The organism is Metallibacterium sp. (assembly GCF_054637675.1).
Window position 1 is genome coordinate 4,533 of sequence record NZ_JBTSRB010000036.1, and the last position, 12,217, is coordinate 16,749.

Genomic DNA, 12,217 nt, shown 5'->3' on the forward strand with positions numbered 1-12,217 from the left:
TCGGGCGCCATCCAGGCGCTGGTGCCGGCGACGATCCTGCTGCTGCTGTTGCCGCTGCTGGGCATGGATTTGTCGCTGCTCGCGCTGCTGGAACTGATCGGCACCATGATCCTGGCGGCGGTCACGTTCTCCGCATTGGGCGTGGCCACGGCAGCACGCTTCCGCTCAACCACGGTGTTCCCGATCATCGGCAACGCCGTGCTGCTGCCGATGTTCTTTCTGTCCGGCGCGCTGTATCCGCTGGACAGTGCACCGACGTGGCTGCGCTGGCTGGCGCGCATCGACCCAGTGGCCTACGCGGTGGACCTGATGCGTGGCGCGATCCTCGACCGTTACGCCTACCCGCCACTGCTGTCGCTGGCGGTGCTGCTGGGTTTCATCGTGGTGCTGACCTGGCTGGCGACGCGCGTGTTCGCCGCCGGCGAGGACACGTGAGACCAGCGCGCAGCGGCGATCAGGGGTCGATCGACGATGACGCCCATGGTAGGCCCTGCTGGATCCCGGCTCGGCGCTGCGCGCCGTCCGGGATGACGGAGCCTTCGAGTCGCAACGCGCTCGTCCCGAGTCCCGGTCCAACTCAACCCAGCTCGCGCAAATCCGCCACCGGTTGCGCGCCGAAGGCGTCGCTGAGCAGGTAATCCAGCAGGCGTTGCGCCACGGCAGCCGGCGCCAGCAGCGCGCCAGTCTCGTGCATCGCCACGAAGCGCGCGTGTTGCGGAAAGCGTGCTGGATCGCTGGCGCGCACTTCGGCCTGCATGTCGGTGTCGATCACGCCGGGCGCCAGGCTGCAGATGCGCAGGCCGGGCGCGGCGTCCGCGGCCACGGTGCGCGCGTGCTGGTCCAGCGCGGCCTTGCTGGCGCAGTAAAAACTCCAGCCGGCGATGGGCTGATGCGCGGCGCCGCTGGAGATGTGCACGATGCGCCGCTCGGCCGTACTGGACGCCGCGAACGCCGCGGCCAACAGCAGCGGCGCGGCCACGTTGAGCGCGACGGCCCGCGCCAGTTGCGCCGGCGCTTGCACCTCCAGCGCACCGACCGGACCGACCACGCCGGCGTTGTTGATCAGCAGCACGCGCGCGGCGCCGTCCAGCCAGTCATGCAGCACATGGCGATCCAGCCAGGCTTGCAGCGCGCTGCTGTCGGCAAGATCGATCGAGACCTCGTGCAGCAGTTGCGGATACCGCGCGGCGAGCGCCGCATGGCCACGCCGCGCCAGCCCCAGCGTGGCGATGCCGCGCATCAGCAGCGCTTCGGCCAGCGCGGCGCCCAGGCCGCGCGAGTGCCCTGTGAGTACGGCCTTGATCATGTTGATGGCAACTCCTGTTTCATGCGACGACCCGATAGGTGTGCAGCGCCTGCGCCAGGCGTGCCAGACCCTGCTCGATGTCGGCCTCATCCAGCACCAGCGGCGGCACGATGCGCAGCACATCCGGGCCGGCCTGCAGCAGCAGCAGGCCGGCGCGGTGCGCGTGATCGAGGATGGCGCTGGCCTTGCCACGATGCGCCGCGGCCAGCACCGCGCCCAACATCAGCCCGCGTCCGCGCACGTGTTCGAACACGCCGGTTGCCGCGCCCAGCGCCTGCAGACCGTCGCGCAGCGCCTGTCCGCGACGCGTGACCTGCGCCAGCAACGCGGGGGCTGCCAGGCGCCGCAGCGCCACGCGCGCCACCGCCGCCGCCAGCGGGTTGCCGCCGAAGGTGCTGCCGTGCGCGCCGTACTGCAACACCTCGGCCACGCGCGGCCCGGCCAGCATCGCTCCAATCGGAAAACCCGCGCCCAGCGCCTTGGCTAGGGTCACCACATCGGGCACCACGCCGTCCTGCACATGCGCGAACAGCGTGCCGGTGCGGCCCATGCCGCACTGGATTTCGTCGCAAATCAGCAGCGCGTCGTGCTGGTCGCACAGCGCACGCAGCCCGGCCAGAAATCCAGGCGCAGCCGGCATCACCCCACCCTCGCCCTGCACCGGCTCCACCAGCACCGCGCACACGCTGTCATCGGCCAGCGCCGCCGCCGCCGCATCGAGATCGTTGAACGCGCAGTAGCGGAAGCCCGCGGGCAGCGGCTCGAAGCCTTGCTGGTACCTGGGCTGCGCGGTGGCGGTGACGGTGGCCAGGGTGCGCCCGTGGAACGAACCCTGAAAACTCAGGATCGTGCGCCGTTCGGGCGCGCGCCCCTGCTGCGTGGCCCAGCGTCGCGCCAGCTTGATCGCGGCCTCGTTGGCCTCGGCGCCGGAGTTGCACAGGAACACGCGCTGCGCGAAACCCGATGCCGCCACCAGCGCCTCGGCCAGCTCGATCGCCGGCGCGTTGTAGAACACGTTGCTGGTGTGCCACAGCTTGTGCGCCTGCGCGTGCAGCGCGGCGACCAGCTCGGGATCGGCGTGGCCCAGACTGCACACCGCGATGCCCGCGGCGAAGTCCACGTACTCGCGGCCCTCGCGGTCCCACAGGCGCGCGCCGCGACCGTGATCGAGCACCAGCGCGCGCGGCTGATACACCGGCACGAACGCCTGTTGCGCCGTCGCCAGCAGTGCGGCGATGGACGGCGAGGAATCACTTGAGGACATGGCGGCAGGATTCGCGGAGACAGCGCGCGATTATGCCCGCGTGTGCAGCGCTGCGTTACCCTGCGCATCTGTGGCGCGCGGCGCCGATGCGAGAACTCCACCATGCGTCTGGAAACCCTGGCCGTGCATGCCGGCGCGACCGTCGATGCCGAAACCGGCGCGCTGGCACCGCCGCTGCACTTGTCCACGACTTATGAGCACGCGCCCGACGGCAGCATGCCGCACGGGCTGATTTACCAGCGCACGGATCACCCCACGCAGCAGCGCTTCGAGCAAGCGCTGGCCGCATTGGAGCACGGCATGCGCGCGCTGTTTTTCGGCAGCGGCATGGGCGCTGGCACGGCGCTGCTGCAAAGCCTGCCAACGGGCAGTCATGTGCTGTTTCCAGATGATGTCTATCACGGCTACCGGCATCTGGCGCTGGAGTTTTTCGCGCGCTGGAACCTGCGTTGCGACTTCGCCGATCTGTCCGACATCGCCAGCGCGCGCGCCGCGCTGACACCGCTGACGCGCCTGATCTGGGCGGAGACACCGTCCAACCCGCTGCTGAAAATCAGCGATATCGCCGCGCTGGCCGAACTGGCGCACGCGCGCGGTGCGCGCCTGCTGGTCGACAACACCTTCGCCACGCCCGTGCTGCAGCAGCCGCTGGCGCTGGGCGCGGACATCGTGCTGCACTCGGTGACCAAGTACATCGGTGGCCACAGCGACACCATGGGCGGCGCGCTGGTGTTCGGCGCCGATCTCGATGCGCTGGCCGAGCAGGTGTTCCGCACCCGCGCCGCGGTTGGCCTGCATGGCGCGCCACTGGCGGCATGGCTGGCGCTGCGCGGTCTGCACTCGCTGCCGGCACGCATGGATTGGCACTGCCGCAACGCCTTCGCCGTGGCGCAGGCGCTGGGCGCACATCCAGCGGTGACGCATGTGCACTATCCCGGCCTGCCGACGCACCCCGGCCACGCCGTGGCCGCGCAGCAGATGCGTGATTTCGGCGGCATGGTGTCCTTCGAACTGGGCGGCGGGCGCGACGCGGCGCTGGCTTGCGCCGGACGCCTTGAGCTGTTCATCAACGCCACCTCGCTGGGCGGCTGCGAATCGCTGGTCGAGCACCGCGCCTCGATCGAGGGCCCCGAACCGACCTCGCCACAAGGTCTGCTGCGCCTCTCGGTCGGCCTGGAACATCCCGACGATCTGGTCGGCGATTTGATGCAGGCGCTCAGCGGCTGAGAGCACTGCCGCCGTCGCGCGCCACATCGCGCGCAGCGCGGGCCGCGGTCACCACGCGCCGGTGTTCGGCATCGAGCGCCACGGCTCGGCCGGCGCCAGCGCAGCGTCCTTCTGCAGCAGCTCGATCGAAATCAGATCGGGGGAGCGCACGAAGGCCATGTGTCCGTCGCGCGGCGGGCGGTTGATGGTCACGCCCATGGCCTGCAGGTGCGCGCAGGTCGCGTAAATGTCATCCACGCGAAACGCCAGATGGCCGAAATTGCGCGCGCTGCCGTAATCCTCGGGCGCGCTGCCGTCCGCAGGCGGCCAGTTGTACGTCAACTCGACCTCGGCCTCGGGACTTTCATCCGCAGCGAGAAACACCAGCGTGTAGCGGCCCTGCGGAAACTCGCGGCGACGCGTTTCCCTGAGGCCCAGTCCGTCACGGAAAAACTTCAGCGTCGCGTCCAAATCGCGCACGCGGATCATGCTATGCAGATATTTCATGCGGGCCTCGATGACGCTGACAAGTGGGCGATGTGGGTATCGGTCACGCGACTTGCAAGTGTGGCGGCGTGGCAGTGGTAGTGGGGAGTGGGTGCTTGCGCAGCGCACGGCATGAGATGTGCCATGGCGGGTGCCACGATTCCTGTTTCGTCATTCCCGCGCAGGCGGGAATCCAGCGCAGCGCATGGCAGCGCCGCTGGGTCCCCGGCTCGCGCTGCGCGTTGCTCAGCATGACAACCCCCCCTTATTTCACGTCGCACAGCGCGGCTCCCAACTCCCCACTCCTCGCCCGTGATCAATCGAGAAATAAATCCGGCAGCAGTGACGCACCGGGCTGCACGGCGTAGCAATCAAAGTCGCTGACACCGGCGGCGCGCAGAATGTCCTCATCGATGGCGAAGCGCCCTGTGCAGGTGCGCGCTGGCTGCGTCAACAGCCAATGCGCGGCGTCGGCGACGATCTCGGGCTTGCGGCAGTGCTCGGGTTTCACCGTGCCGCCCAGCATGGCCACCGCGGCGGTGGCGATCACCGTCCTCGGCCACAGTGCGTTGACGGCAATGCCGCGCGTGGCGAACTCGGCGCTCATGCCCAGCACGCACAGGCTCATGCCGTACTTGGCGATGGTGTAGGCGGTGTGCCGCGCGAACCATCGCGGCGCCAGATTCGGCGGCGGCGCCAGCATCAGCACATGCGGATTGACGGCGTGCTCGAGCCACGGCAGGCAGGCCTGGGTCATCAGAAACGTGCCGCGCGTGTTGACTTGATGCAGCAGATCGAAGCGCTTGACGGGCGTGCCCGGTGTATCCGCCAGCCAGATCGCGCTGGCGTTGTTGACCAGAATATCGATGCCGCCGAAGCGCGCCGCGGCGACGGCGACCGCCGCATCAATCTCGTCGGCATCGCGGATATCCATGCGCACCGCCAGCGCGCGTCCGCCGGCGGCCTCGATGGCCTGCGCCGCGCTGTGGATGGTGCCAGGCAGCTTGGGGTTGGGCACATCGCTTTTGGCGGCGATGACCACGTTGGCGCCATCGCGCGCGGCGCGCAGGCCGATGGCGAGGCCGATGCCGCGCGAGGCGCCAGTGATAAACAGAGTCTTGCCGGCGAGCGTAACCATGCGTGGGTCCTCGTCAATCGCGCTGGAAGCGCGGCAGCAGCACGTTGAGCGCGGTCAGCCGCGCCAGCGCATCATCCGTTTCGAGCAAGCTCTGGCGCTCATCGGGTGTCAGCGGCAGCAGCTCGGCCAGGCGCCAGCCAACCCACACCGCATCGTCCAACTGCGCGGCGTCGTAAGGCACGGGCGCATCGCGGGCATAGGCCTCGAGCAGGCGCTCAAGAATCGCCGCCAGCAGACCGAATTCCGGCGGCAGCGGTTGCGCCGGTTCCTGCGGCCACAGCGCGACATCGGCGCGCAGTTGGCCATCGCCGCGCACGCGCGTGCGCATCACGCGGTAGCGCTGGCCACCCTCGGCGAGAATGCCCAGCAAACCATCGCGCAGGGTGAAAAAATCACGGATGAAGGCCAGCGTGCCCACCGCGACCGGCGTTGCCGGCACGCCGGCTTCGTGCCCCTGCATGATGAGATTCACGCCGAAGGGCCGCTGCGCGCGTGTGCACTCGCGCACCAGATCCACATAGCGCGGCTCGAACACGCGCAGTTGCAGGCGCCCACCGGGAAAAAGCACGGTGGACAGGGGGAACAGCGGCAGATCGGCGCAACTGGAGTCCACCCGGAAAGTTTAACGTGTCGCCGGATGCGCGCCGTAGCAAAATCGCATGTCGCGACGCTGATCAGTCGCGGCGACTTCACGCGGCAACAGCACACTTGCTGCGCAGCGCGCGCGATTTGCGCCATGCTCGCACGCCAGACCCGCCCCGCAGGATCACCGGAATGACCATGCACGCAGCGCTCGCAGCGGCTCCCGACGAAAACCTTTCCGCGGTCAGCGCGCGCGCGCTGCTGAAATCATTCGATGGGCGCGAGGTGCTCAATCACCTCGACTGGGAGGTTCCCGCCGGACGCGTGGTCGGCCTGCTCGGGCGCAACGGCGCCGGCAAGACCACGCTGCTGCGCTGCCTGCTGGGCCTCTCGCCGCTGGACGCCGGCAGCATCGAGGTGCTGGGCAAGCCGATGGACGAACCGCGCGGTCAGCGCCTGCACCGCATCGGCTACGTGCCGCAAAGTTTCGATCTGTTCCCGTGGATGCGCGTGGGCGATTTCCTCACCTTCACCGCGGCGTTCTACAAACGCTGGGACAGCGTGCTGGTCGAGCGTCTGCTGGGCGAATGGCAGCTCGACCGCAAGAAGAAAATCGCCGCGCTGTCGCAGGGCCAGCGACAGATGCTGGCGATCGTGCGCGCGCTGGCGCCCGACCCGGATCTGCTGGTGCTGGACGAGCCCGTGGCCAGCCTCGATCCGATCGCGCGGCGCGATTTCCTGGCGACGCTGATTCCGCTGGTGCGGCGTCCGGGCAAGACGGTGATTTTCTCCACCCACATCACCACCGATCTGGAGCGCGTCGAGGCCGACATCGCGCTGTTGCGCAGCGGGCGCATCGCGCTGCAGCGCCCGCTGGCGGCGATCCGCGCGCAGTTCCGCCGCGCATGGCTGAGCCGCGCCGGCGGCTTCACCGCGGCGCCGATGCTGGATGGCGCGCTGGGTGCCGATCTGCTCGATGCGCGCGCCGGCTACGTGGTGGATTTGTCCGACGCGCGCATGCGGCCCGCGCTGGAAGTGCTGGCCGCGCGCGAGGGCGCGACGCTGGAGCTGGCGTCGCTGGATCTGGAAGACCTGTTCGTGGCGCTGGCATGAGGGCGGCATGGACCTTGGCGCTGCTGCCGCTGCGCCAGGCGTGGGTGGCCGCGCTGCTGTTGCTGCTGATGCTGACCGGCGCCATCGCGCTGGCGCTTGCCGGCGGCAAGGCGCTGTATGGCGGCGCGATGCTTGCCGCGTTCGCGCTGTGGTTTGCGTGGCTGCTGGCCGGCGCCGCGCTGAAGGGCCTGGCGCGCAAGGAAACCCTGCTGCTGCCGGATTTTCGCCGCGCGCTGGCTGGCGCGGCCGCACTGTGGGCGCTGCTGTTCTGGCTGCTGCCGTGCGCCCTTACCAGTCTGCGCTGGGGTCTGCCGATGGGCTGGCTGGCACTGGGTGTCGACGCATTGGCCATCGCCTGGGCCGTGCTGACCACCAGCGGCTCGCGCAGCGGATTCCTGATCTGGGTATTGATCATTGGTGCACGCTTCATTCCGCAGCCGTTCTGGCTGAGCATCGAACCGGCGCTGCACAACCCGTTGCTGCCGCTGGCGGCGCTGTTGCTGGCCGCGCTCATGCTGCGCATGACCTGGCAGCGATTGTTTCCGATTGGCGACCCGCCGCTGCCGGATTCACCGCTGCTGGCGTCCGAACCGATGCGCCGCGGCAACAACACGACATCCAACGTGCCGCGCGGCAAGCTGATGCAGCGCCTCAACGGCTGGTCCGAGCACGGTGCCAGCGCGTTGTTGCAGCGTGCAGCCACGCGCTATCACGCCACGCCCACGCCGACGCCGGGGCGGCAGCGCGCCATGCTGCGCGCGCTGCTGCTGCCGCACGAACAGCCGCGCGGCTGGCTGGTGCGCTGGCTGCTGTGGGGCGCCTTCATCGCGGTGTACGCGCTGGCGCTTGGGCACAGCGCGCAGGTGGGCATGATCGCCGGCTACGCCACCTTCTTCGCCATGAGCGGCCTGAACGTGGTCGGTACCGGCATGCCGCGCCTGCAGCCGAGTCTGGTCGAGCTGTACTTCACCCTGGCGCCGGATACGCGCGCCGCGTTCAAGGCGCGACTGGTGGACAGTTTTCTCGGCGTGCTGCCCGGCGCCATTCTCAGCGCGTTCGTGTTTACCGGCCTGGCCGCGCTGCTGATCGCTCCACACGCGCTGGTGTCGATCCTCGCCACCACGGCGATCCTGGCGCCGCCGCTGGCGCTGGCCACGCTGGCGTTGTACCTGAGCCTGCCGGTCAACGTCATTTTGCGCACGGTGGTCACGGTGATCACCATCTTCGGCCAGATGGGCACGATCTGGCTGGGTTACGCCTTGCTCGAACGCTTCGGCCCGCTGTGGGGCGGCGCGCCCGTGCTGGTGATCACCTGGAGCTTCGCCATCGGCGCCTGGAGCGCCGCGCGCAAACACTGGATCGACAGCCCACTGAGCTTCGATCCGCCCAGGGCCAGGGCGGGGGCTTGAGCCACCAGCGTGGCGCACGCAATGCCGCGTCTCTTCAGTGCCGCGCCTGCCCATCCACCGATTGCAAGGCACTTGCCGCGACCGCGGTTTCACGGCGGAAGAAAAACAGCGCCACGAGTATTCCAGCCATCGGTATCAGGGTGATGTAAAAGGCGTGGCTGCCACCGAAGTGGGTGAACAGGAAAGCCACGATGAACGAACCGGAGGTGCCGCCCAGCGCGGAGAACACCACGATCAATCCGGTCATCGCCGCGTGCCGATCCTTGGGCAACGCGCTCAACATCACCGAATTGACCGCAGGATAAATCGGCGCCATCAGCAACCCGATGAGAGGAAACGCATAGGCCACGAACGGCGCATTGAACCAGTTCACGTCGGGACGCAAGTGCACGTGCGCCGCCAGCGGCAGGACCAGGATCACCAGCAGGATCATGCCGACCAGACACCCGCTCAGCAGCGCATACCAGGACACCCGCCGCAGCACGTAACCGGCCAGCAACCGACCCAGCGCCAGCGAACCGGCATAAATGCTGGCCATCTGCACGCTCATCGCAACCGGCAAGCGCAGAACCTGGCTATTGAAGGTCGGCAGCCAGGTGCCAAGCCCCTGCTCGATCAGCACGTACAGGAAAATCGAGATGATGAAGACATAGACCATGGGCCGTGTCAGCAGGCGCAACATGTCGCCGAATGCGCCGCCGCTGCCGGTGCTGACCGAGCGCGCCGCGGATTCATCGAGCCGCGCCAGTGCGAGCAGCACGACCACGGTCAGGCTGGCGCCGGCCAATAGCCAATAAACGTGCACCCAGACCAGATTGGCCGGCGCCCTGGAGTCGATGAAGGCACCGAACAGCCAGTAGCCGCCGAGCACGCCGACCATGAACAGGCCTTCCAGCACGTTCATCAGACTGGCATGGCGCTTGGCGTCGGCGGTCAGCAGACCGATCGAGGAATACACGCTGACCTTGATCAGCGCGAAGGTCACGCCGATGGTGGCGAACAGCACCTCCGCCGTGCCGAAGCGCGGGTGCAGCGCCATCAACACGCAGGCTGCCGCCACCAGCGTGTGCCCAAGCATCATCGCGCGCCGGTAGCCGAGCCGTGGCAGGTACGAGGCGACCGCGAAAGACACCCCGGCGATGGAAAAGTCCTTGCACGCCTCCAGAATGCTGCCGCTCTCCTTGCTGATGCCGAAGCTGAGGATGGATTGCAGGATCACCGTGCCGACGCTGTTGAGCAGCACGGCATAAACCATGTAGCTCAGGCACAGCGAGACCAGCATCAACCAACGACTGACGCGCGCTTGCCCATGGAGCTGGGTGTCGACGGGGCTGTCACCGCTCATCCACGAGTCCCGCGGGGGTTTGCTGCAGTTGCGTCACACCCGCGGCATCGCGGGTGATCGTGATGTTGTAGCGCTTGCCGCGAATCGCGATGTCACGCAAGGTGAGCGCGCGCCAGGCAGGCGGCAATACCGGCGGGTAAACCGCTTCGACGCCCGCGCCCTCGACACGCAGACCGGTGAAGCCGTAGATGAAGTTCTGCACGAAGCCGCCGGAAGCGGACAGCAGATAGCCCGTGTTGTTGGTCACCGTTTCGCTGCGCACATCGAATGGCGGCTTGTCGAAGCCGACCACGCTGCGCCGCAGCCAATGATAAGCCGCCGGTGCATCGCCCAGAGTGGCGGCGTTGACCGACAGCATGACCATCAGCATGTCGTTGGGATCGTCACCGTCGGACTTGAGCGCGTGCAAGGCAAAGTTGAAGTCGTTGCGACGGACCGTCTCGCTCATGTGCAGGTCCAGCGGTGGATAGGCGAGCCAGGCCAACGTGCTGCCCATCCAGGTCTTGCGGTCGTGCGCAACGCCGGCGCCGAAATCGAGATAACGATTCTGTTGCGGCGAATACGGCAGATAAAGCCCCGCGGCGATGGTCGCCCAGCGCGGATCGGGGGTCACCCCGAGCACATGCGCGGCTTGCCCCGCGATTCTGAGCGCCTTGCGCGCCACGGCATTCGTGAACGTGTCGTTGTCGACATTGTCGTAATCCTCGTCGGGCGAGACCACGTGCAGGATCTCGTAGCGGTGCCTGGCGGCGTCATAGGTCACCCGGCTGTCCCAGAACCGGGCCACGGCGTGGATCACCGGCCAACCGTAATGGCGCAGCCAGGTCTTGTCGCCGGTCGCGAGGTAGTACTGCCACTGCGCGATCGCGACATCGGCGTTGACGTGGATTTCGCGCAACGCGTTGCGCCAGGCAAACCGCGGGGTCTGATTGGTGCCGTACTGCGGATCGGACTCCCACGGATACATCGCGCCGCGAAAACCGTGCGCCTTGGCGCGCGCCATGGCCGCGCCCAGTGTCCGATAGCGAAACATCACCAGCGACTTCGCCCGCCGCGGATGCAGCAGCAGCAAGGCCGGGAAATCCCACGAATCGTTGTCCCAGAAGACGTGCCCCAGATAGTTGGGACTGAAGCCACATGCCGCCATCGGCCACGCCGTGTCGGCGGTCGAATTCTCGAGCAGGTAAAACAGATCGGCATGCAGCGCGCGCTGCATCGCCGGATCGCCGCTGATCACGATGTCCGAACGCCATAGGCGATGCCATGCCGCCGCGTGTTGATCGCGCAGCACGGCGAACCCCCCGCGCCGCGCCGCCTCGGCAAGAGCCGCATCGGTCCGCGCCCCGGCGCCCCAGTCCGCACGCGAGGCGGCGATGAATTTCTCGAACGTGTAAGTCGCGCCCTTGCGCACGTCGAGACGGATCTCAAGCGCAAGCCGATGCGGTGTCTTCAGCAGCCGCGTGACCGGGGGCGGCGTACCCGGCGGCAACCCGAAGCGCACGGCCGCCGCCTCGGCCATGGCAAGTCCGTGGCGAGCCCGCCCCCGTACCCACAGCACACGGTGCCTGGCGCTGCCAGCGGATGCATCGATCTCGGTTTGTCCCGGATACCAGATCGCCGCGCGGTCGGCTGTCGCCGGGGCCACGGCCTGCAGGGACTGGCCCGATGCGGCAACGGCGGCCTGCATCTGCGCCAGCGTCAGACGCGCCAGCGCAAAGCGGTGCGCTGGTGGCGGCCACAACCGCAGCGAGAATTCGAGACGCACCGCGCCGCTGAACCGCGGCGTCAGCGTGAGGCGAGTGGCCGCGAGATGCGGATCGGCCTGGCTGACGAAGGTCGACACGAGAATGTCGCTGCTGCGACCAGCGTTCACCCAGCGGTACCGCGTGGTGAGCGTGCCGGCATGCATGTCCAGAACCTGGCGGTAATCACGGAACGCACTGGGCGTCAGCGACACGCGATTGAGCCAGGCGCGCCCGCGCCCATCGGAGTAATCGATGCCGCTCCAGCCGGGAATCAGCGCGGGACGCGATACGTCGCCAGGCGTGTAGTCCATGAGCGCGACCATGAACGCGGGCGTGGCGCGAGTGCCGCGCCGCGAACTCATGGTCGAGAAATAACCGTTGGCGAGATAAGTGGGAAAGTACGTCGCAAGATCGGCTTGCGAAGCGACCAGATCAAAATCCGCGGGCGTGGCGCGCACGATCAGTGGCGTCAGGACAAGGCCCAAACCCAGGGACACTTGCAGGAAAAAAAGACGGGCCTTCATGCGCGCACCCAAGGACAGCTCCAGCAAGTCGGGTTGACGTCATCCGGCGGAATCGGTGAACGCTGCCGCCAGCCACGGAAATCAGCGCGGCGCGGATCG

11 protein-coding genes are annotated in these 12,217 nt (G+C 68.0%); 4 read left to right on the top strand and 7 right to left on the bottom strand.

All coding sequences use genetic code 11. From position 1 onward, the window contains the following. On the top strand, positions 1-435 hold a 435-nt coding region (locus ACYDAT_RS11115), incomplete at its 5' end, for an ABC transporter permease (RefSeq protein ID WP_461450127.1). Positions 436-577: 142 nt separating this feature from the next. Here ACYDAT_RS11115 and ACYDAT_RS11120 read toward each other — a convergent pair. Then, positions 578-1,306 (bottom strand): SDR family oxidoreductase, encoded by a 729-nt coding sequence (locus ACYDAT_RS11120; protein ID WP_461440103.1) that lies wholly within the window; start codon positions 1,304-1,306, stop codon positions 578-580. A gap of 19 nt (positions 1,307-1,325) precedes the next feature. Continuing rightward, on the bottom strand, positions 1,326-2,570 hold the full coding sequence (locus ACYDAT_RS11125) for an acetylornithine/succinylornithine family transaminase (protein WP_461450129.1): 1,245 nt from the start codon (positions 2,568-2,570) through the stop codon (positions 1,326-1,328). 102 nt (positions 2,571-2,672) lie between these two features. Here ACYDAT_RS11125 and ACYDAT_RS11130 point away from each other — a divergent pair, with 102 nt between their 5' ends. Next, on the top strand, positions 2,673-3,797 hold the full coding sequence (locus tag ACYDAT_RS11130) for a trans-sulfuration enzyme family protein (RefSeq protein ID WP_461450131.1): 1,125 nt from the start codon (positions 2,673-2,675) through the stop codon (positions 3,795-3,797). 48 nt (positions 3,798-3,845) lie between these two features. Here the strand turns inward: ACYDAT_RS11130 and ACYDAT_RS11135 are convergent, their stop codons facing one another. The 3 genes from ACYDAT_RS11135 to ACYDAT_RS11145 all read right to left on the bottom strand — a co-directional run bounded on the left by ACYDAT_RS11135 (position 3,846) and on the right by ACYDAT_RS11145 (position 6,013). Beyond that, positions 3,846-4,283, bottom strand: coding sequence for a VOC family protein (locus ACYDAT_RS11135; RefSeq protein ID WP_461440100.1), 438 nt, complete (start codon positions 4,281-4,283; stop codon positions 3,846-3,848). A gap of 295 nt (positions 4,284-4,578) precedes the next feature. Further along, on the bottom strand, positions 4,579-5,400 hold the full coding sequence (locus tag ACYDAT_RS11140; protein WP_461440099.1) for an SDR family oxidoreductase: 822 nt from the start codon (positions 5,398-5,400) through the stop codon (positions 4,579-4,581). 13 nt (positions 5,401-5,413) lie between these two features. Further along, on the bottom strand, positions 5,414-6,013 hold the full coding sequence (locus ACYDAT_RS11145; RefSeq protein ID WP_461440098.1) for an LON peptidase substrate-binding domain-containing protein: 600 nt from the start codon (positions 6,011-6,013) through the stop codon (positions 5,414-5,416). Between the two features lie 167 nt (positions 6,014-6,180). Here ACYDAT_RS11145 and ACYDAT_RS11150 point away from each other — a divergent pair, with 167 nt between their 5' ends. Further along, entirely contained in the window at positions 6,181-7,095 is a 915-nt protein-coding gene (locus ACYDAT_RS11150; RefSeq protein WP_461450133.1) for an ABC transporter ATP-binding protein, read from the top strand. Beyond that, positions 7,092-8,504, top strand: coding sequence for a hypothetical protein (locus ACYDAT_RS11155; protein WP_461440096.1), 1,413 nt, complete (start codon positions 7,092-7,094; stop codon positions 8,502-8,504). The genes ACYDAT_RS11150 and ACYDAT_RS11155 overlap by 4 nt, the downstream gene beginning before the upstream one ends. 34 nt (positions 8,505-8,538) lie before the next feature. Here the strand turns inward: ACYDAT_RS11155 and ACYDAT_RS11160 are convergent, their stop codons facing one another. Together ACYDAT_RS11160 and ACYDAT_RS11165 are read right to left on the bottom strand one after the other, a co-directional pair. After that, a complete protein-coding gene (locus tag ACYDAT_RS11160) occupies positions 8,539-9,849 on the bottom strand; it encodes an MFS transporter (protein ID WP_461450135.1) in 1,311 nt (436 codons plus the stop codon). After that, positions 9,839-12,118 (bottom strand): glycosyl hydrolase family 95 catalytic domain-containing protein, encoded by a 2,280-nt coding sequence (locus ACYDAT_RS11165; RefSeq protein WP_461450137.1) that lies wholly within the window; start codon positions 12,116-12,118, stop codon positions 9,839-9,841. Before ACYDAT_RS11165 ends, ACYDAT_RS11160 begins: the two co-directional genes overlap by 11 nt. Positions 12,119-12,217: the final 99 nt, after the last annotated feature.

Excerpts from the sequence above, each read along its gene's own strand:
- ACYDAT_RS11130 (WP_461450131.1), top strand. The coding sequence starts at position 2,673 with ATGCGTCTGGAAACCCTGGCCGTGCATGCCGGCGCGACCGTCGATGCC.
- ACYDAT_RS11135 (WP_461440100.1), bottom strand. The coding sequence starts at position 4,283 with ATGAAATATCTGCATAGCATGATCCGCGTGCGCGATTTGGACGCGACG.
- ACYDAT_RS11120 (WP_461440103.1), bottom strand. The coding sequence starts at position 1,306 with ATGATCAAGGCCGTACTCACAGGGCACTCGCGCGGCCTGGGCGCCGCG.
- ACYDAT_RS11125 (WP_461450129.1), bottom strand. The coding sequence starts at position 2,570 with ATGTCCTCAAGTGATTCCTCGCCGTCCATCGCCGCACTGCTGGCGACG.
- ACYDAT_RS11165 (WP_461450137.1), bottom strand. The coding sequence starts at position 12,118 with ATGAAGGCCCGTCTTTTTTTCCTGCAAGTGTCCCTGGGTTTGGGCCTT.
- ACYDAT_RS11155 (WP_461440096.1), top strand. The coding sequence starts at position 7,092 with ATGAGGGCGGCATGGACCTTGGCGCTGCTGCCGCTGCGCCAGGCGTGG.
- ACYDAT_RS11150 (WP_461450133.1), top strand. The coding sequence starts at position 6,181 with ATGCACGCAGCGCTCGCAGCGGCTCCCGACGAAAACCTTTCCGCGGTC.
- ACYDAT_RS11160 (WP_461450135.1), bottom strand. The coding sequence starts at position 9,849 with ATGAGCGGTGACAGCCCCGTCGACACCCAGCTCCATGGGCAAGCGCGC.
- ACYDAT_RS11140 (WP_461440099.1), bottom strand. The coding sequence starts at position 5,400 with ATGGTTACGCTCGCCGGCAAGACTCTGTTTATCACTGGCGCCTCGCGC.